The organism is Tepidibacter hydrothermalis, from assembly GCF_029542625.1.
Lineage (GTDB): Bacteria > Bacillota > Clostridia > Peptostreptococcales > Peptostreptococcaceae > Tepidibacter_A > Tepidibacter_A hydrothermalis.
The window spans coordinates 1,558,195-1,579,282 of record NZ_CP120733.1; the positions used below are offsets into that span (position 1 = coordinate 1,558,195).

Sequence of the window (21,088 nt, forward strand, 5' to 3'; positions counted from 1 at the left end):
TACAATTATTACACAAAATGGTATTTTAATATATAATTAAACTAAGAAAATGAAATTAGAGAATACACAAAAGATATTTACAAATAAGGAGGATTCATGTTTTGAAAAAAATAGTTCTAATTACCTTAATTAGTATAATTATTGTTGCTACTGGTGCAGTTTGCAAGGCTTCAGAAGAACCACTTACCATTACAGTAGATGACAAAGTGATCCTGTTCGGTGAGTCTACGGGATTACCTTATGTAACCGATACAGGTCGTACTATGGTACCTTTACGTATTTGTTTGAGTTCAATAGGTTGTGAAGTGGATTGGAATCAACAGAGGCAGACTGTGATATCACGCAAGGGTCAAATAAAAGTTCAAATTCCTATAGGTAAAAAGGAGATTTTAAAAAACCAAATACCCATTTCTATAGATACAGCTGCAGTAGTAAAAAATGGACGTACTTATCTGCCTCTTAGAGAGGTTATGGAGGCTTACGGATATGCCGTTGATTGGGACAGTAAAACTAGAATCATTTCAGTAACTCAAAATACCTCATATGAGAATATGATAGAGTTCACTCCATTTAATATAAATGGGGGTTCTACGGGGATATTCTCACGTAAACAGCTTGAGTTTAAAGGTTTTGATGGTGTGCAAGCAGAAATTACGCTACCTATGGTTAAAATAGCTGAAAAGGGAGACTGTCCATATGTATATTTTGGCTTTGACTGGAAAAATGATGAGGGAAATGTTGAAGGTGGATTTCAATTCATTGAAGATCCAAATCATCCCAACTATAATAAATGGACTGTATATATGCGTCAAGGGAATGATTGGCTCTGGGGAAACAATATTGCTTTGGAACAAGGTTCTACCCATCATATAAAATTCTATAGTGCGAAAGTATCTGAAGAACAAGTGGATTTGGTGATTGAGCTTGATGGGAGAGAAATAATTAGAAAGGTTTCAACGGCTATCGACTTTAAAAATACTTCTGTAAAAGCAGTCACATCAATAGCAATGTCTAAAACTTTTGATGGTACTAATTGCTTTTCACGATCAGATAATTGCAAGATTACTAATATGAAGGTATCCGAGGTGAAATCCGATTTGTATTTGGATTTCAAAAACTATGATTTATACAGTGAATGGAGGCCAACAATTGAGGGTAGCGGTACATGGTTTGGAACAGTAGACTGCATTCCTTCTTATTTGAATATTGGAAGTGATGGAGCAATTTCTATATATAAGGGACAGTAGACAATAATCTTTAAAATAAGATCTTACTTAATAGTGATAACCTTATATTTATGAGAAAATTTTTCAAGGTGAGACATAAAACGTTTATTGACATTCAACTTAATTTCAGCTAAATTATTATTATACAGAATATATTTGATGTTACTATAAAATTTATATTATACTATTGAAAATCGTAGTAATGTTTAAAATAAAGGAGTTGAATGGGTTGAATAAAGACTTGCTAGAGATTAAATGCAATGTTGGTGTAGCAAATGTTGTCATGCAAGGTAAGTGGAAATTTGCAATAATTCATTTCTTATCACAAAAAACAATGAGATTTGGAGAACTTCACAGAGCATTACCAAATATTCGACAAGGGTATTTAACTCAGAAGTTAAGAGAGCTCGAGAAGGATGGTCTAGTGCATAGAGAGGTGTACAAGGAGGTTCCTCCAAAAGTGGAATATTCTCTTACTGATATTGGTCGTGAGTTTCTACCTGTTACCCAAGCAATGGAGAAGTGGGGTAAAAAATACAACGAGCTTTTACGCCAAACATTTGAAGAAGATGGTTCTGAATAGAATATACGATGATTAAGTAATAAATAGTCAGCCTTTACTGAAAGGCTGACTATTTTTTTGTTATAAAGTATAGAGTCAAAAAAAATGAAACTTTTTCAAATGAGCAATACTACTAATTTCAACAATACTCTTTTTTAACATACTATATACGAAAAATTATAGTACTTGTTGATAACGATGAGTCACAGTACAATTTACTTATAAACATTAAGGCACATCAGCGGATTGCCTGAAGCATTAAAACGAGTTGTTAAAAATTGTCAACGAATAACCAAGGAGGCATTCAAATGAAATCATTATATGAAAAGACCTTGTTAGGTGGCATTGAGGTTAGAAATCGCTTTGTACGATCAGCAACACACGAAGGCTTATCTCCTGATGGAGTTGTTACATCAGACATAATTAATCTTTACAAGGAACTGGCTCTACAAGAGGTTGGACTTATTATTACGAGTGGTCTTGAAGTAACTGAAGAAAAAGTGTTTTCAAACTCAATGAGAATCAATGAAGGTATCTGCATTGAACCTCTAAGACAGATTACCGATTCAGTTCATGAAGCAGGTGGCAAAATTGTTGCACAATTGCTACACGGCGGAACGTTTATATTTGCTAAGCCAGACTACCAGCCTCAAGGACCTTCACCTATACAGGATAGATTTTCGCAAATTACAGCCAAAGAAATGACAAAAGAAGATATTAATAATATTGTTGCACGATTTGCTGATGCTTCGTATAGAGCTAAACAGGCTCAATTCGACGGTGTTCAGATTCAAGCATCATTCGGTTTCCTTCTCAACAAGTTTATTTCTCCATATTACAATAAACGCCAAGATGAATACGGTGGAACTATTGAAAATAGATCAAGATTCATCGTGCAAATCAGAAAAGCAATAGCAGCTAGATGTGGAATCGACTTCCCTGTGTTTATTAAATTGTCTATTGATGATCTTATGAAAGATGATGTAGTAGGACTTGATTATAAAGAAGGAAAAGAAATTACAAAGCATCTAGCTGCATCAGGATATAATGCAATAGAAATGACGGTTGGCAATTTTGGTGAGATTCCACTGACATCACAGTTTAATGGTGGAGAACCGTACTTCAAAGATCAGTTTATTGAGCTAGCGAATGAAGTTGATATTCCACTAATTGCAGTTGGAGGAATTCGCACGGAAAATGCAGCTGATGAACTTCTTAACTCTAATAGTATTGAAGCGATATCATTCAGTCGACCTTTTATTGCTGATATGGATTTGGTTGGAAGATTTAAGAACGGCAAACCATCAAGATGTACAACTTGCTTCCAATGTAATGGTCCAAATGGTATCAGATGCATCAAGAATGCTTAATGACATATAAAGTTTAGTTAGGAGGATAGAAATGCCAATAATCAATATAAAAACAACGCCTTTAACAAAGGAACAAAAAAGCGAGATGATACGTCGTATGACTCAAGTGACAAGTGAAGTCACTGGTGCACCAGAAGAAGTTCATATTGTTCTTATAGACGAACTTCCTTATGATGCGGTGGGGATGGGAACGAAGTCAGTTGCTGAAATAAGAGAAAAAAAGTAGTCTAAGGAGGAGAGACATATGCCTGTTATAAACGTAACGTTAAGCCCAATCCCAGAAGAGCAAAAGAAAGAACTTATTAGTCGACTTGTCGAAGTGTCTATGGATATTACTGGAACACCTGAGCATGGCAACGCAGTAATAATAACCGAGTTACCATTGAATGCTCTAGGGGTAGGTAAGAAAACTGCAGCAGAAGTGTTTGGTAACAAGTAAAAAATATAAATCGTAAATAGTATAAGCGAAACAGTATGAATAAAAAGGAGGCTCATAATGAGTAAAGTAGTAGAGTATTTAAACAATAACAAAGTAGGTCAATTTGCAACAATTAAAGATGGTCAGGTCGTTATGAGACCATTCCATTTTCTATGTGAAAAGGACGGTAAATTCATATTTGGTACGGCCAACGACAAAGAAGTGTACAAAGAATTAAAAGAAAATCCTACAGCGGCTTTCGCTGTTATGGGACATAACATGCAGTGGGTAAGACTGAGAGGTAAAGTACAGTTTTCTGACAACCAAGAGCTTAAAAATGAGATGTTTGAAATTGAGCCTTTACTATCTACAGTTTACAAAACACCCGACAATCCAAGGTTTGAACTGTTCTGTATTTACGATGGAGTAGCATCACTTCACGGCGGAATGGGAAATGTGGTAGAGGAAATTAAATTCTAAAAGGAAATCATTGTAAATAATGACGTATACAGAGTGGTTATGCCTAAATAATGAATTGAACCCTTTAAGATTATATCTTAAAGGGTTTTTCAAAATGTAAAAAATATATTATAATATTATTTTAGTATATATAATAAATAATAGACAAGAGGAGGAAAACTATGTATAAATTAATTGGATTAGATATGGATGGTACCTTACTAAATAAAGAAAAAAAGGTATCAAAGGCTAATTATGAAGCTATTCAACAGGCAAAGAAGCAGGGAAAAAAGGTTGTTATTGCAACTGGAAGACCACTTGTTGGAGTAAAGAAATTTCTTGAAGAGTTAGACCTTATTTCTGATGAGGATTATGTTGTAGCATTTAATGGAGCTTTAGTTCAAACTACTAGAAGTGGAAAGGTTATCTCTAAGACAATTTTAAGCTTAGATCATTACAAAGAACTTTATGAACTGAGTAAAGAACTTGGTGTTAATATACATGCATTAACAGAATCTAGTGTAATTACACCAAAGAACAATAAGTATACAGATTTAGAGGGTAGTCTGAATGGGATAGAGGTTTATGAATTACCAGTTGAGTCTGTTGATAAAGATGAAACTATAGTTAAGGTTATGATGATTGATGAACCTGAATTAATAGATGAGATTATTCCTAAAATACCTCAAAATATTAAAGATAAATATACTATTGTAAAGAGTGCTCCTTTCTTTTTAGAGTTTTTACACAAAGCTGTAAATAAAGGAGCAGGAATTAATGCAGTTGCAAATGAGATTGGCATTAATTCAGATAAAGTAATTTGTGTTGGAGATGCCGAAAATGATCTTGCAATGATTGAATATGCAGGACTTGGAGTGGCCATGGAAAACGGATTTGATCAAGTTAAAGAAATTGCAGATTATATAACTTTATCAAATGAAGAAGATGGTGTTGCACACGTTATAAACAAGTTTATGATAGAAAAAGTAGAAGCAGTATAATACAAAAGCCCCTTAAATTTAAGGGGCTTTTGTATTAAGAAGGTAATTAGTATTCAATTTAAAGGCCTATAGAAAATGAAATAGATTCTAATATATAATTAAGATAATATTTGGGAATGGTTTAGAGTTCAAAAATTTTGGGATATAAATATAGTACACTAGTTTGTAACTAATAATTAAATTTATTAGGTTGATACATAAAATTACAAATGATACAATATCAAGCATAGAATATGTTGAAAATGGAGGAATAATCATGAAGAAAGACGAAATTAAATTTTATTTAACTTGGGAAGACGAAGATGAAGATGAAATAACAGTAGTAACAAAGATACAAGACTATTTAAATGAGTATGGAAAATATGAAAATGAAAAATTAATAATTGGTATGTGGAGTGAAGCTTATGAGTGTTCACCAGATCATATAGTTGAGTTTTTGGTAGAAAATGCAGAACAATTTCCTAATCTAAAAGAAATATATTTTGGAGATATGGAAGGAGAAGAATGTGAAGTTTCATGGATAAATAATACTGACTTAGCACCATTGATAAACACTTTTAAAGTTGAAAAATTCACTGCAAAAGGTGGGCTAGGTCTTAGATTTGATAATATTAAAAGTGAAAGTTTAAAAAGCTTGTCAATAATTTCAGGAGGAACTGATAAAGAAACTCTGAATGATTTGATAAATGCACAACTTCCTAATTTAGAAAGAATAGAGATATATTTAGGGGTTTGTGATTATGGATTTAATGCAGAGGTAGAAGACATAATTCCATTTACAAAAAGAGAAAATTTTCCTAAATTAAAATATTTAGGTCTAAAAAATAGCGAAATTCAAGATGAAATATGTGAAAAAGTTTTTGAAGGAGATATACTAAAAGATCTTAGAGTTTTAGATTTATCATTGGGAACATTAGGAGATAAAGGAGCAAAAGTAATACTTGATAATATAGAGAAGTTATCACATTTAGAGTGTTTTGACTTAACATATAATTATATTTCAGAAAATCTATTAAATCAAATAGGAAGTAAATTAAAAGAATACAATGTAAAGTTCTTATCAAGTCAAGAAGATGTTGATATAGATGAAGATGATGAGTGGAGATATCCATATATTACGGAGTAGGGATTATGAATAAACAATTTTTATTAATAGGAGATCCTAAAGGGAAAAGATTAGATGTATTCATAAACTGTTTAAAGAATATTGATATACATAATTATAAGATTATTAAATGGAATGATGTTTTAGAAGATATAAGTATTATAGATAATAATTTAAAAGAAAATACTATATTGAAAGTAGAACCACCAGAGAAGGACCTAGAAATTTACAGAGGTTTTTTGAAAAAGGGAATAAATAAAGGTAATTTAAGTAAGAAAGAAATTGAAAAAATAGATTTTAGCGAATATCCAATAGTTGAACCAAGTCAATGGTATTATGGTATTCAAAGTACATTTATGGATATTGAAAATTTGTTAAAAAGAAATAACCATAGAAATATTTTTTCTATGGTTGATTTTAATGAAGCATTAATAATGATGGATAAAGAGAAAACATATGAACTTTTAAGTAAAAATAAAAATAATTTTGAATTACCTAAAAGGTTAAAAAAGTATACAAGTTATGAAGAGTTTAGAGAAGATAATTTTAATAAATTTTTAAAATGCTTTATAAAGTTAAAATACGGATCTGGTAGTACAGGTATAATTGCATATGTTAACAATCCAAAAATAAAAGAAGAAAAGATATACACATCCCTTAATTATAAAGAAGTTAAAGGTAAAAAAGTATTCTTTGGAAATTATAAAGTAAACTGCTTTAAAGATAAAAAGGTTATAAAAAATATGATTGATTGGGTTCTAGAAAATGGTGCTCATATTGAAATGTGGATACCAAAATCAACCTATAATGGATATGGTTTTGATACAAGAGCTTTTGTTATTGATAAGAAAGCTGATTACTTAATTTCAAGATTAAGCAAAACTCCAATAACAAATTTACATCTTAAAAATAAGAGAATGGAAAGTGAAGAGTTTCTTAAAGCTTCAGAATTAGAAGTTATAAAGAAAGCATCTGAAGGTGTAATGGATATTTTTAATAACTCTTTATATTCAGGAATAGATGTTGTAACCTCTACAGGATTTAAACCTTATATAATAGATGTAAATCCATTTGGAGATTTATTTCATAATTTAATTGATACTAAAAGAAATGTTTATTATAAAGAGATAAAAACTGCTATTGAAAGGATAGATAATATAAAATGATTAATATGAATGAAGTAGTTGGAAAGGATGATATTCTTTTTCTTACACTAGATACTTTAAGATATGATGTAGCACAAGCAGAATATTTAGCAGGAAATTTACCAAACCTTTGTAAAGATAGTGGATGGGAAAAAAGACATACACCAGGTAATTTTACATATTCAGCTCATCACAGTTTTTTTGGAGGATTTTTACCTTCACCTGTTGAGTATGTTCCAATACATGAAAGAGAACTTTTATTCTTTATGAAAAATAAAGGGTTAAAGGCATTAAAAAACGATAATGCATTTTTATTTGAAACAAGTAACTTTGTAGAAGGTTTAGCTAGTGAAGGATACAAGACAATCTGCATTGGTGGAGTTATTTTCTTTAGCAAGATGAATGAATTATGTAGTGTACTTCCAAATATGTTTCAGGAAAGTTATTGGAAACCTAGATTTGGGGTAACTAATCCAAAATCACCAGAATATCAAGTAGATTTAGCTCTTAAAAAGTTAAAGGAATTAGATAAAGATGAAAGAGTATTTTTATTTATAAATATATCAGCTATTCATGGACCAAACTATTTTTACTTAGACAAATATAAGAATAAAACAGATGCATATGATTCAAGCAAAAATATTTTGGCATCAAAGCTTGATTGTGTTGAAAGTCAAAGAGCAGCGCTTAGATATGTTGATAAATGCTTAGAACCTTTATTTGAATATATGAGAGAAAGAAATAGAACCTTCTGTATAGCATTATCAGATCATGGAACTTGCTATGGAGAAGATGGATATGAAGGACATAATCTAGCTCATGAGATAGTATGGAATGTACCTTATAAACAGTTTTTCTTATAATAAAGGAGTACTTAAATGAAGAAATATTTTAATGATAATCCATATACAGATTATATATATTCTTATCCTCATAAAAAATCTTATAGAGAATTAGAAGAAAAAATAAATTTAAAAGAACTTTGGAGTAAAAGAAAAACAAATAATTTAACATTATATATTCATATTCCATTTTGCATTAATAAGTGCGGATATTGTAATTTACTTTCAACAACATGTTTTTCAGATGAAAAATTAGAGGGTTATGTTGAAAAGCTAGTTGAAGAGCTTAAAGGTGTAAAGAGATTTTTAAATATAAAAGAAGATGAATCTGTATTTTCAAGTGTTATATTTGGGGGTGGAACTCCAACAATTTTAAAAGCTAATTTAATGGAATATTTATTAAGTTTTATAGAAAAAAACTTAAATATTGATTTTGAAAAAACGTTTTTTTCAATAGAGACTTCACCAAGGACATTTACAAAAAAACATATGGATGTTCTTAAAAGGTTTCATATTAATAGAATAAGTATGGGAATACAAAGCTTTAAAGAAAATGAACTTAAAAAAATATATAGATTTGAATCAATTGAAAGTATAGAGGAGTCAATAGATATAATTTTTAATGAAGATGTAGAAATAAAAAATTTAGATTTAATTTATGGAATTCCTTCTCAAACTATAGATACATGGAAAGAATCATTGCTAAAAGTTATTGAATTTAATCCAGAGGAAATTTTCATATATCCTTTATACGTTAGGGAAAAAACAAAGCTATATAATGAATATAGTAGGGATTTTGATAAAATGATTGAAATGTATGATATAGGTAGAGAAATATTAATTAGTAGAGGATATGTGCAAACATCAATGAGAAACTTCATTAGAGAAGATATGAAAGATAAGCTATATCCATCATACGGCTGCCAAGAAAATGAGATGATTGGAATCGGATGCGGTGCAAGGTCATACATATCAAATGTACATTATTCAAGAAAATATGCTGTTGATCAAAAGAATATCAATAAAATAATAGATAATTATTTGAAAGAAGATAATTTTGATTATATAAAATATGGATATATATTATCTGAAGAAGAAGAAAAAAGAAAATACATTTTAAAATCAATATTAAAAGTTACTGGATTAGATATTAATATGTATTTTAAGAGATTTAAAGAAATTTCTGTTGAAGAATTTAAGGATTTAAGTGTTCTAATAAAAGAAGGATTTTTAATAGAAGAAAAAGGTAGGATATTGCCAAGTGAAAAAGGACTTAAATATTCAGATATTATGGGAACTTTGTTTATTTCGGATGAAGTTAAAGATAGAGTAAAGGAATTTATAGAGTAATTAAATGAAATACACTATTTTTTACAGAAACTATATGAAGTATTGCAATTATAAATGTGGATATTGTCCTTTTTCAAAGTATTCTTTGGATGAAATAAAGATACATAGAGATAAGAGATATTTTCAAAAGTTTATTGATTATATTGAAAACAGTAATGATGAATTCAATATATTTATTGCTCCTAGAGGAGAACTTTTAAATTTTGATTATTATAAATATGGTATAGAAAAATTAAGTAAATTAAAGAATATAGGAGAAATCGTTGTTCAAACAAATTTAAGTTCGGATTTGAATTGGATAAATAATGTTAATAAAGAAAAGTTGATTTTATGGACAACATATCATCCAAGTGAAGTAAGTTTAGATAAATTTTATTGTAAGGTTAATAAACTTAGTAAATTAGGTATTAGGTTTACTGTTGGGGCTGTAGGAATAAAAGAGAATTTAAGTATACTAGCAGATTTAAAAGAAAAGATTGATAAAATATCAGGATATAAGCCGTATATATGGATAAATGCATATAAAGATGAAACAAACTACTATTCTAAAGAAGATGTAGAATTTATAAAAAAAATTGATCCGTTATTTGAATTTAATCTTAAAAATTATAAATGTAAAAACTCATTATGCAAAACAGGAGAAAATGTATTTTGGGTTCAAGGAAATGGAACTATACATAGATGCTATAAGAATAAAGTTAAATTAGGGAATTTATATAAGGATAAATTAGAAGATATAAAAAAAGAACAAGTATGTCAAAGTAATATATGTACATGTTATATAGGATACACTAACATTAAGAATTTAAATTTAGATGATATATATAAGACTAGCATATTAGGTAGAATACCTTAATGAAAATTACTATATATAGGAGTTAATATGAAGATAATAGAGGATTTTCATACTCATACAAAATTTAGCCATGGCATTGGATCTATAGAGGATAATGTTCAAGTTGCATTAAGAAAAGGATTAAAGACAATAGCAATAACCGATCATGGCCCATGCTATAAAGGTTATGGAATTAATATAGGAGACTTTTTACAAATTAAAGAAGAAATAAAATATTTGCAAGAAAAATATGAAGGTAGAATAAATATTTTACTTGGAATAGAAGCTAATATTATAGATTCCAGTGGTAATATAGATATTGATTATTCTGTTTTAAAGGATATTGATATTTTGTTAGTGGGATTTCACTTTGATATAGTCTATGGAAATTATTTAAAAGAAATAAGAAGTAATATGAGAAGAAATACAACATTAAAGTCTAAAATAGATAAAGAACTATATTTAGAAATAAAAGAAGTAAACACAAATTCAATGATAGAATCTATTAAAAAGTATGATATAGATATAATAACTCATATTGGAGATAAATTCCCAGTAGACGTTATGAGTGTTGGAGAAGTAGCGAAGGATAGAAATACATTTATAGAGATAAATAATTTTCATAGATTTCCAACAGGAAAACAGATTAAAGAATTAGCTGAAATTAAAGAATTAAAATTTGCAATAGGAAGTGATGCGCATAGACCAATAGATGTGGGGAATTTCAAGATTGCTATAAGAAAGTTAAGAGAGTCTTTAATCAATGAAGATAGGATTTTAAATAAGATAATATAAAATATGACCATACTGTAAAAGTATGGTCTTTTTTATGTGTATATTTTAATAAGTATTTCTAAGATTCTAATCTTTTTCTCATCTACTGCCTTTATTCAACAACTATCAAGATCGAGTTAAACTGCGCTTAATGAAATATTAAGATAAGTGATTTTAACAGCAGACAACCGATATTTACTAGATTAATTATCCAAAATATGTATAATAGAATATATAAACTAACAAATATTTGTATTATATTGTGAGTTAGATTTTTACTTAACTAATATATAACCAGAAATTTGTAAAAAAGAAAGGGAGAATAATTATGCTTGAATACAGATTTGATACACAATTATTAATTGAGGGGGAAAATCTTTCAGAAGATGAAATCAACGAGTATATTACAAAAAACATTGAAGGCGATTGTTTACTTGCAGTTGGAGGTGAGGAACTGATAAAAATACATTTTCACACAAATACTCCATGGAAAGTTCTTGAATATTGTACTTCATTAGGTGATATTCATGATATTGTTATAGAAAATATGGAACGACAAGCCAATGGGCTTCAAGGTTAAATAAATTGGCTAAAATAAATGAAAAAGATGGAAAATTAGAATCTGCAAATGGGGAGAGGAGAATATGCTAAAATTTATAAAAAAATCAAAATGGATAATTATATTTATAGTGATAGAATTATATTTTTACTTTAAGAAGCAACCTGATAATTTAGAGTTATTCTTTATGATTTGGGGTTTTATATATTTAGCACTATTATTGTTCAACATATTTAATGTAAAGTCAGATGTAGGATTAATAGGAATTGGAGGAGATGATCAAACAATATATGCTAATTTAGCAGGATCCATGGCAGAAATAGAATATGGAACTAAAAAAAATAAACAAAGAACATTTGGAGGACTATTAGACCATATAAATTTAGTATATATTATTTTGATAGTAATAAATTCTATTGGTTATATAATAGTGATGCCCAAATAAATATCTAAATTGTTATCTAAAAGAATTATAAAGTGAGGTTTATAAAAAAATATGGTATTGAGAAGAGTTATATTATATCCAATTATATTTATAGTTACAATAATAGTAAGTAGATCTTTAGAACAAATGATTTCAAATAAAGTTTTATCTGGAATAATAACTTTGATCTTAGTTTTAGGAGGATACATTTACCTATGCAAAAAAAGAAAAGCTAAAAGGTTTTCTTTAATTCTTGATCAATGTGATCCATATAAGTTTTTAGAAGCTACTGAAAAACAAAGAAAGATAACTGGAAAGAGTAAAAAATATAATGTATATTTTGATATGAATAAGGCATTGGGATTATCTGCACTAGGCAGATTTGAAGAAACTAAAGAAATTCTGGAAAACATAGATAAATCTAAATTGTCTAGAAAGGATGGAACAGAGATTGTTTATATTATAAGTTTAATATCTTGTTACTATGATTTGGGAGAAATTGAGAAGGCTGAAAAGCTATTTGAATCTAAGATGCCTATACTATCTCCGTTAACTGAAAAAATGAGGGAAAGTGTTGAATTTTTGCTTGCTGATAGATTATTTTATCTTGGAAGATATGAAGAGAGTAAAAAGATATATGAGAAAAAAATTTCTGATGATAATATAAGCAAGTGCATTGAGCTTGAAATATTATATAAATTGGCTCAGATCGATGAAAAAAATGGAGACTTGGAATCTGCAAAGAGTAAATATATAAAGGTATCAAATGAGGGAAATAAACTTTATATAGCGGAACAATCAAGTTTTTACTTAAATAGATAAAGCAGAGACTATTTTTTCTGAATTTATGTAATAAAAAAGGTAATCTAATTTAAAATTAGATTACCTTTTTTTATGATTGTTTACAACTCACGAAATCTTAATTTTATGACTATACTTTAGGATTAAATAATAAATTTTTCGAAATTACCTGCCATGTCTGCAATTTCAGCCACGGCATCTTCAATATAAAGTAATCCTAATACCATTTTAGTCTCCTCATTATACATCTGCTTTAATTTTGGCATTTCAGTAAATGCTGCATCTAATGCTTCAACCCTATCATCAACGACAACTTTTCCACTAATACGAATCCATGATCCATTCTGATTACAAGTACAAATTTCAATATTAGGATTTAGCAAAATCTGCTGAAAGGACTGTTTATGTTTACCAATTCCAAAGTATAGTTTTCCATCAAATTCCATAGAAAATCCAAAAGGTCTTACCTTTGGCTTATCTCCTTCGATAGTTGCAAAATAGAATACTGGATTTTCCTTCAAAAAATTCATTACTTTTTCCATGATATTACCCCCATATTGTTTTATTAATTTATATATGACAAGCGTTCTTTCAATAGCACAGCTACCTCTTGAACTTTTCTTGTGTGTCATCTTGTTCGCAAAATAAGGTGTTAGATCGTACTTTTTCTTTGATATTACAAAATACTTGTTTTCAGATTTTATTTTAGTATTTACTCTTTTTTTATTACTTGATATGATTATATTATTGATGGAAAATAATTTCAATTACGCAAAAAAATATGAGTAAGTAAGAAAAATAAAACTAAGTAAGGAAGAGGATACTATGTCACAGAATACAAATAATTGCCCGTGTAAGGAAAAATGTCCACTAGAGACAACAATGGAATTAATCGGTGGAAAATGGAAGATACAAATTCTATGCTCATTATATACCGATGGAGCAACACGCTATAATGAATTAAAAAGAAAACTTAAAGGAATCTCAAATACAATGTTAGCGAGTTCACTAAAAGAACTGGAACAATGTGGTCTTATTATTCGAGAACAATTTATGGAAATTCCCGTTCGCGTTGAATATAGAACTACTGATGCATGCAAAGAGTTAATACCAATTTTAGGTCAACTTGCAATATGGGGAATGAAACTAAAATCGATAGACGAATAGCTTATTAAAATACATAGTTCTATTTGTGGGAATAAAATGAAAAGGAGAAAACTACATAAAATATGAAGAAAAAAATTATGACATTAGTATTTATAATTGCTATTATGAGTTTTGTACTATCTGTTACTGCTTTTGCAACAGAATCTATAAAAGCAACAAAAACATATTCAACTATTTTGGTTGATGGAGTTAATAAAAACTTAGATGCTTATAATATCAATGGAAATAACTATTTTAAATTGAGGGATATTGCATATGTTTTAAATAACACTGATAAACAATTTGAAGTGAAATGGGATAATAAAAATCAAAGAATTTCAATTATTACAGAACAGCCATATACACCAATTGAAGGGGAAAGGATTAGCAGAAATAAGTTAGAGGCTCAAAATGTTGTTTCTACAACATCAGAGATTTATCTAGACGGACAAAAAATTCTTTTATCATCTTATAATATTGATGGGAATAATTATTTTAAGTTAAGAGATTTAGGTGAAAAAATAAATTTTGGAGTTTTATGGAATAATACTATTCAAACAGTACAAATATATTCGACTTGTGGATATTCAGAAGAAATTATTGAGCCTTGGGATTACGTAAAAATTCTTGGTAAAGGAATAGATGTAGATTGGTCAAAAACTAATAATGGAAGAAAATATTATAACAAGCAAACTGTAAAGGATTTTAAAGAAGCTGGTATTTCGCATGTTCGTATACGTATTGCTAATGAAGCTACTGATGAATTATTACAGGGCTTAGATAAGCAAATTAGTGATTGCCTTGAAAATGGAATAATTCCTATAATAGCTTATCAAGGTGATAAATTAAAAAATAAACCAAATGAAAAAAATATTAAAGAGGTTATAGAGTGGTGGTCAATTGTTGCGAAAAGATACAAAGATTATTCGCATCTATTATCTTTTGATTTGTTAATAGAGGTTACAGATGATTTAAATAAACAACCTCAAAAACTTAATGAAATTTATGAGAGATTAGTTACAGAAATTAGGAAGACAAATCCAAGTAGGATTATTATTATTTCTCCAAGATTACGTTCAGATGCTCAGTATCTAAAAGAACTTAAAATTCCAACTAGACATAATGGCTATATGATGGCTGAATGGCATTTTTATGCTTCTGGTCCTAGCAAAACTAATGAAAGAAAATTATGGACAATCGGAACAAATGAAGAGAAGAGATTGATTAATGATAAAATTAATGAAGCACTATTATGGCAAAAACAGATGGGTATTCCTACTTGGGTAGGAGCGTGGATGCCTGGTAATTATAATGATGGAAATGACTATTCTATTGAAGAGCAGATTGTTTTTGCAAAGTATATGACTACACAGCTTTCTCAAGCAGGAATACCTTTTGCAGTGAATTCTGATACTAAATATTATGATAGAAAAAGTAATAAATGGATAAAAGAAATGATTCCTGTTTTTAACAGTATATTTAAAAGTAAATTAACATAAAAATAAGAATAAATAATTATTTGAAAAATTATTTTATTGACATAAAAAATTACTATTGGTATAATAACAAACAATATTAAAAATAAAAAGTTTAAATGCGTTGATGAAAAATAGTAAAAATATATTTTCTTAAACAGAGAGTTCCCGGTTGGTGAGAGGGGCATTAGAGTATATTTTGAACACATTTCTGAGCTGAACACCGAATCCATTTTGGTAGTAGACTGTTCCCGGAATCCTTGCACCCGTTATAGTGCTAGAGTATAAACAAAGTAATATTTGTCGTACTTGAAGAGGTTGATATTGTGAGATATCGATAAAAATAGGTGGAACCACGTGAATAATACTCTCGTCCTATAGCTAAATAGCTATTGGATGGGAGTTTTTTTATTTTTAAAGAGAAATAGAAACTATAGTTAAAATTTTAAGGAGGATTTATTATGAACAAAAAAGTTAAACCAAGTATATTAGCAGGTTTTATGGAACTATTGCCAAGAGAACAATTAATATTCAACGATATATTATCAAAAATTATTAAAGTTTATGAACAAAACGGATTTATGCCTATGGATACTCCAGTAATAGAAAAAGAAGAAGTTCTATTAGCTAAGGCAGGAGGTGAAACGGAAAAACAAATATACAGATTTAATAAAGGCAATACACCACTAGCTTTAAGGTTTGACTTAACTGTTCCATTAGCAAGATTTGTTGCACAGTATATGGGAGAGTTAACTTTTCCGTTTAAGAGATATCAAATAGGTAAAGTTTATAGGGGAGAAAAAAGCCAAAAATCAAGATACAGAGAATTTTATCAATGTGATTTAGATATAATTGGAAATAAGGAATTGAGCATAGGAAATGATGCACTACTGATTAGTACAATTACATCTGTTTTTAATGAAATAGGTTTAAAAGGGTTTAAGTTTTTATTAAGTAATAGAAAAATAATATCAGGTTTATTGGAAGAATTAGATATAAAAGAAAAGGCAGATGTTTTTAGAGTTATAGATAGATATGATAAAGTTGGAAAAGATAGATTTTTACAGTTACTTTATAACGTGGTGGGAGAAGAAAAAGCAAATGTAATTAACGAAATCATTAGTTTTAAAGGAACAAATAAAGAGCTTATTAGTAAATTAAAAAATATTGATATTGAAAATGAAACTTTTAAGGCTGGTATTTGTGAGATTGAAGAAATGATTTTATATTTAGAGCTTTTTAAAATCTGTGAAGAATATTATAAAATTGACTTGAAGATAATAAGGGGATTAGATTATTACACAGGAAGTGTATTTGAAACTGTATTAGAGGGATATGAAAAATATGGATCCATTTGTTCTGGTGGAAGATATAATAATTTAGCACAGTATTATACAGATAAGAATTTACCAGGTGTAGGTATATCTATAGGTCTCACAAGATTATTTTCAATATTAAAAGAGATAGGGTTTATAGATAATTATGAATGCATATTAGTGACAGATGTTTTGATTGTTCCAATAGGTGATACAATAAATTATTGTTCTAAGGTATGGAAGTTACTACAAGATAACGGCATTAAATCAGAAATATATTTTGAAGAAGGAAAATTAAAAAAGAAGTTATCCTATGCAAATACTCTTAACATTAAGAATGTAATAATCATTGGAGAAGATGAGTGTAGTAAAGGAAAAATTATATATAAAAATATGGTTAGTGGTGCTCAGGAAACTATAGAATTAGAAGACTTACTTTTAAAGTTTCAAAATGAAAAAGTAATGTTGAAATAAATATAGCTGTAGTATTAATTCAGTAAGAGAGAATATTATAAGAAAATTGTATATATAATCAGAAAAGCTTATAATTAAACTTATATATTGAAATAAAAAATAATTACAAAAGTGAAGATTGAAAGGAGTTTTAGAAATGTATACAGCAGATTATTTTATTGAAAAACTAAATATGAATTCTCATCCAGAAGGTGGATTCTACAAAGAAACATTTGTTTCTGAACAAACTATTACAGATAAGGATCTAGATGTTAACTTTAAAGATTTTAGAAAACTATGGTCAAGTATTTACTTTTTATTAAGAGATGGAGAAGTCTCAAATTTTCATAGACTTAAATCTGATGAAATGTGGTATTATCAGGCAGGTTCTCCATTAACAATATATATGATTTCTCCTGATGGTGAACTTACACAAGAAAAACTTGGACTGGATATTGAAAATGGAGAAAAGCCCCAAGTTCTAGTTCCTAAAAACTATATATTTGGATCTGCAATGAATAATCCTGGATATGCTCTTGTTGGATGCATGGTTTCCCCTGGGTTTGAATTTGAAGACTTTGAGTTATTTGAAAGAGAATATCTTCTGAATAAATATCCTCAACATAAAGATGCTATTATTAAATTAACAAGAATTTAAAAAAGTTTTTAACTGAATTAATTAAATAAGAAAAAACACTTTAAACAGCATGATTTTGATATTCAATCGGATTTATGCTGTTTTTTATTTATAAAAAGAATAATTAATGGTTCTTTATTACTGTTTTTGTAAAAACTGTTTAAAAAAATCGAAAACACATATAAAATTAAGAATAAAGTAGAGTGAATGAGAAAATTAGTAAATTATATTAAGAAAGGATGGATTAGAGTATGAAAATTTGGATTAGGGAGTTTTAGATAGGATAGTTAAAAAGGGAACTAATTTTAATTGCGTAAGGTTTTTAATAATGCAATATATGAAAATAAATGTATAAAGGAGAGTCGAAATATGTTCAAAAAAATATTTGGCGGTAAAAGGGATAAAGGAAAAGCAAAGGATGGAACAGATATATATACTTATGAGAATACTAGAAACGGAAAACAGGGTAAGGTGGCAGAGATGATGAATACTGAAGATATTATAGCTCACTTTGACAAAATGTTTCCTGGAAGGGAAACTAATGTGTTTCATGAAATTATTTCTGATATTGTACATATAGATGTTCACTGTATGGAGCCAACTGATGAAGAACCTTTTAGAGTGCTTTATACAACGGGTATGAGTGACTTGCCTATGACTATGCCAAGTGAGATTGAGAATGAGTGGAGTCATTTAAAGAGAGCGGAGTTGATGATTTTTATTCCTGAATCATGGCCTATTGATTCTAAGGCATTTAAGGATGAAAGATATTATTGGCCGGTAAGGCTTTTGAAACAATTAGCAAGATTTCCTCACGAGTATAATACATGGTTAGGTTATGGTCATACAATACCAAATTCTAATGAATACGATCCATATGCTGAAAATACAGAATTGAATGGAGTTATTTTAAATGTATTAAAAGAGGAGATAAGCTCAATTAGTACAAAGGATGGAAATTTAATAAATGTTTATAGTTTAGTTCCTTTATACAAAGAGGAGATGGATTATAAATTAGAGTATGGAAGTGATTCTTTATTTGAGAAGTTGGCAGAAGTTCAAGGAAGTGGTTTTTGGATTGATGCATCAAGAAAAAATGTTTGCAGATAAGAAGTTGGTATCATAAAACATTTACATAAACAGTAAAAACGCAGGTGACAAACCTGTGTTTTTTGTTATGAAGCATTTGAAAAGTGAATAAAATAAGGTAATAATTTAATGCTTAAAACGAGAAGGTTTAATTAAAAGTTTTTATGAAGAGTAGAAAATTAGTATGCATAATGATAAAGTGGAAATTAATAGAGGAATAGATTTGTATAAAATAGAAATTATACGGTGTGTTATCAAAAGAAAGGTGGAACTACATTTGAAAAGTATAAAAAGTATTTATGAAAGAAGGTTTAATTACTATTCCAAACTGCTTACTACTCTATCAAAAAATTTAAATATCATTGCAAATATAAGATTGCTAGTTGGTGTAATAACTATAATAAATATTATTTTTTTATTCAAATTAAAAATGAATTATATTATTGGTGGAATATCTGTACTTTGCATATTTTTATTTATTTACCTAGTTGTAGTTTATAATAAGCTTGAAAATACTAAAAAATATATATCAATATTAAAAGAAATAAATTTATGCGGTATAAAACGAATAACAGGAGAGTGGAGTAATTTTAGTGAAAAAGGCAATGAATTTAAGGATGAAAATCATAATTTTTCTTATGATCTGGATATATTTGGTCAGGCCTCTTTATTTCAATGGATAAATTCAGCACAAACTTATATTGGTAGAAAAACACTGGCTGATATGCTTTCTAATCCTTGTAAAAATAAAGAAAATATAAATAAAAGACAAGAAGCTATTCATGAATTGTCCTCAAAAAGATGGTGGCGCCATAGGCTAAAAGCTGAAGGTATGTTAATAATGGAAAAATGTAATTATAGTGAAGAGTTATTTGATTGGGCGGTTAATTCTAACTCTTTTTATTCTAATTCTATAGTGGCATTAATAATACGTGTCTTACCAATGTTTACATGTGCATCTTTATTATTTTATTATTTAACAAACAATATATCAATACTAATTCCCAGAGTACTTTTAATATTTCAAGTGCTTTTAACTTTTTCAGATATAAGCCATAAAAATAAAGAATTAAATTTAGTATATAAATATAAAAATAATATTAAAGTATATAAAAAGATTCTAAATCATTTTGAAAAAACTTCATTTGATTCAGAGTATCTTAATGATTTAAAAATAAAATTAAATAATGGCAGTAACTTTTCAGCTGCAGAACAATTGAGGAAGTTAGAAAAATTATCAGATAGTATATCAAATAGAAGCAACTTGATGTTTTATCTTATAAATATTATTTTACTTTGGGATTATCAGTGTATGGTTGATTTAGAAAATTGGAAAAATCAATTTGGTTCATCTATAAAAAACTACATATTCATATTAGGTGAGATTGAAGCCTTATCAAGCTTAGCTACTATAGAGCATGATTATCCACATTGGACTACACCAATTATTACTGAATCACCTTCTATTTTTAATGCTAAATCCTTGGGTCATCCATTAATTAGTATAAATCAAATATGCAACGACATTAATATTGAAAAGCCATCAGAGATAATATTAATAACAGGATCTAATATGTCTGGAAAAAGTACATTTTTAAGAACCATTGGTATAAATTTAGTTCTAGCATATTCAGGAGCTCCTGTTTGTGCTGATTACATGAAGTGTTCAATTGTAGATATATATACATGTATGAGAACTAGTGATAATATTGAAAAAAGTATATCTTCATTTTATGGAGAATTGTTACGAATTAAAAAAATAATAAATGCAACTAAAGAAAGCAATCAAATATTTTTCTTACTTGATGAAATTTTTAAAGGTACTAATTCTCAAGATAGGCATATAGGTGCTAAAGTTTTAATAAAGCAACTGTATAATAATGGTGCCATGGGTTTAGTTTCTACTCATGATTTAGAATTAGGAGATTTAGAAAATGAAAGTAATGGTAATTTTAAAAATTACCATTTTCGAGAATACTATAAAGACAATAAAATATATTTTGATTATAAACTTAGATCTGGAATTTCTACTACAACAAATGCATTATATTTAATAAAAATGATAGGTATAGAATTAGACAATTATTGAAAAATAGATGAA

23 protein-coding genes and 1 other annotated feature are annotated in these 21,088 nt (G+C 28.3%); of the genes, 22 read left to right on the forward strand and 1 reads right to left on the reverse strand.

What is annotated here, in order from left to right:
• The first annotated feature begins 101 nt into the window (after positions 1-101).
• The 16 genes from P4S50_RS06935 (at position 102) to P4S50_RS07010 (ending at position 12,892) form a co-directional block, all read left to right on the forward strand.
• Entirely contained in the window at positions 102-1,247 is a 1,146-nt protein-coding gene (locus P4S50_RS06935; protein WP_277733980.1) for a stalk domain-containing protein, read from the forward strand.
• A 208-nt stretch (positions 1,248-1,455) separates the two neighbouring features.
• Positions 1,456-1,809 (forward strand): winged helix-turn-helix transcriptional regulator, encoded by a 354-nt coding sequence (locus tag P4S50_RS06940; RefSeq protein ID WP_277733981.1) that lies wholly within the window; start codon positions 1,456-1,458, stop codon positions 1,807-1,809.
• Positions 1,810-2,096: 287 nt separating this feature from the next.
• Complete coding sequence (locus P4S50_RS06945; RefSeq protein WP_277733983.1) at positions 2,097-3,158, forward strand: NADH:flavin oxidoreductase; 1,062 nt, start codon at positions 2,097-2,099, stop codon at positions 3,156-3,158.
• A 31-nt stretch (positions 3,159-3,189) separates the two neighbouring features.
• On the forward strand, positions 3,190-3,384 hold the full coding sequence (locus P4S50_RS06950) for a tautomerase family protein (RefSeq protein ID WP_277733985.1): 195 nt from the start codon (positions 3,190-3,192) through the stop codon (positions 3,382-3,384).
• 18 nt (positions 3,385-3,402) lie between these two features.
• The gene (locus P4S50_RS06955) at positions 3,403-3,597 is read left to right on the forward strand and encodes a tautomerase family protein (protein ID WP_277733987.1); all 195 of its coding nucleotides are present in this window, start codon (positions 3,403-3,405) and stop codon (positions 3,595-3,597) included.
• Positions 3,598-3,654: 57 nt separating this feature from the next.
• The gene (locus P4S50_RS06960; protein WP_277733988.1) at positions 3,655-4,056 is read left to right on the forward strand and encodes a pyridoxamine 5'-phosphate oxidase family protein; all 402 of its coding nucleotides are present in this window, start codon (positions 3,655-3,657) and stop codon (positions 4,054-4,056) included.
• A gap of 161 nt (positions 4,057-4,217) precedes the next feature.
• Positions 4,218-5,036 (forward strand): sugar-phosphatase, encoded by an 819-nt coding sequence (gene yidA / locus P4S50_RS06965; RefSeq protein WP_277733990.1) that lies wholly within the window; start codon positions 4,218-4,220, stop codon positions 5,034-5,036.
• A gap of 256 nt (positions 5,037-5,292) precedes the next feature.
• Positions 5,293-6,162 (forward strand): STM4015 family protein, encoded by an 870-nt coding sequence (locus P4S50_RS06970; protein WP_277733992.1) that lies wholly within the window; start codon positions 5,293-5,295, stop codon positions 6,160-6,162.
• A gap of 5 nt (positions 6,163-6,167) precedes the next feature.
• Positions 6,168-7,307 carry an STM4014 family protein gene (locus P4S50_RS06975; RefSeq protein ID WP_277733994.1) on the forward strand — a complete coding sequence of 380 codons (1,140 nt, stop codon included), beginning with the start codon at positions 6,168-6,170 and terminating at the stop codon, positions 7,305-7,307.
• The gene (locus tag P4S50_RS06980; protein ID WP_277733995.1) at positions 7,304-8,149 is read left to right on the forward strand and encodes an STM4013/SEN3800 family hydrolase; all 846 of its coding nucleotides are present in this window, start codon (positions 7,304-7,306) and stop codon (positions 8,147-8,149) included. The genes P4S50_RS06975 and P4S50_RS06980 overlap by 4 nt, the downstream gene beginning before the upstream one ends.
• Positions 8,150-8,164: 15 nt before the next feature.
• Positions 8,165-9,478, forward strand: a complete 1,314-nt coding sequence (locus P4S50_RS06985) for an STM4012 family radical SAM protein (protein WP_277733996.1) — start codon at positions 8,165-8,167, stop codon at positions 9,476-9,478.
• Between the two features lie 4 nt (positions 9,479-9,482).
• Positions 9,483-10,334 (forward strand): STM4011 family radical SAM protein, encoded by an 852-nt coding sequence (locus tag P4S50_RS06990; RefSeq protein ID WP_277733997.1) that lies wholly within the window; start codon positions 9,483-9,485, stop codon positions 10,332-10,334.
• A gap of 27 nt (positions 10,335-10,361) precedes the next feature.
• Positions 10,362-11,108, forward strand: a complete 747-nt coding sequence (locus P4S50_RS06995; protein WP_277733999.1) for a PHP domain-containing protein — start codon at positions 10,362-10,364, stop codon at positions 11,106-11,108.
• A gap of 307 nt (positions 11,109-11,415) precedes the next feature.
• On the forward strand, positions 11,416-11,667 hold the full coding sequence (locus P4S50_RS07000; RefSeq protein WP_277734001.1) for a kinase to dihydroxyacetone kinase: 252 nt from the start codon (positions 11,416-11,418) through the stop codon (positions 11,665-11,667).
• Positions 11,668-11,731: 64 nt separating this feature from the next.
• The gene (locus P4S50_RS07005) at positions 11,732-12,091 is read left to right on the forward strand and encodes a hypothetical protein (protein ID WP_277734002.1); all 360 of its coding nucleotides are present in this window, start codon (positions 11,732-11,734) and stop codon (positions 12,089-12,091) included.
• Positions 12,092-12,142: 51 nt separating this feature from the next.
• Positions 12,143-12,892: a tetratricopeptide repeat protein gene (locus P4S50_RS07010; RefSeq protein ID WP_277734004.1), complete on the forward strand. Its 750-nt coding sequence runs from the start codon at positions 12,143-12,145 to the stop codon at positions 12,890-12,892.
• Between the two features lie 122 nt (positions 12,893-13,014).
• On the opposite strand, the gene P4S50_RS07015 is transcribed toward P4S50_RS07010, so the two are convergent.
• The gene (locus P4S50_RS07015; RefSeq protein ID WP_277734006.1) at positions 13,015-13,413 is read right to left on the reverse strand and encodes a pyridoxamine 5'-phosphate oxidase family protein; all 399 of its coding nucleotides are present in this window, start codon (positions 13,411-13,413) and stop codon (positions 13,015-13,017) included.
• Positions 13,414-13,696: 283 nt separating this feature from the next.
• On the opposite strand from P4S50_RS07015, the gene P4S50_RS07020 reads away from it, so the two are divergent.
• The 6 genes from P4S50_RS07020 (at position 13,697) to P4S50_RS07045 (ending at position 21,076) form a co-directional block, all read left to right on the forward strand.
• Positions 13,697-14,038 carry a winged helix-turn-helix transcriptional regulator gene (locus P4S50_RS07020; RefSeq protein WP_277734008.1) on the forward strand — a complete coding sequence of 114 codons (342 nt, stop codon included), beginning with the start codon at positions 13,697-13,699 and terminating at the stop codon, positions 14,036-14,038.
• Positions 14,039-14,100: 62 nt separating this feature from the next.
• Positions 14,101-15,516, forward strand: a complete 1,416-nt coding sequence (locus tag P4S50_RS07025; RefSeq protein ID WP_277734010.1) for a cellulase family glycosylhydrolase — start codon at positions 14,101-14,103, stop codon at positions 15,514-15,516.
• A 91-nt stretch (positions 15,517-15,607) separates the two neighbouring features.
• Positions 15,608-15,873, forward strand: a binding site (T-box leader).
• An 80-nt stretch (positions 15,874-15,953) separates the two neighbouring features.
• Positions 15,954-17,282, forward strand: a complete 1,329-nt coding sequence (gene hisS / locus P4S50_RS07030; protein WP_277734012.1) for a histidine--tRNA ligase — start codon at positions 15,954-15,956, stop codon at positions 17,280-17,282.
• A gap of 136 nt (positions 17,283-17,418) precedes the next feature.
• Entirely contained in the window at positions 17,419-17,919 is a 501-nt protein-coding gene (locus P4S50_RS07035; protein ID WP_277734014.1) for a cupin domain-containing protein, read from the forward strand.
• A 348-nt stretch (positions 17,920-18,267) separates the two neighbouring features.
• Entirely contained in the window at positions 18,268-19,008 is a 741-nt protein-coding gene (locus tag P4S50_RS07040) for a suppressor of fused domain protein (protein ID WP_277734015.1), read from the forward strand.
• 256 nt (positions 19,009-19,264) lie between these two features.
• On the forward strand, positions 19,265-21,076 hold the full coding sequence (locus P4S50_RS07045) for a MutS-related protein (protein WP_277734017.1): 1,812 nt from the start codon (positions 19,265-19,267) through the stop codon (positions 21,074-21,076).
• Positions 21,077-21,088 lie beyond the last annotated feature (12 nt).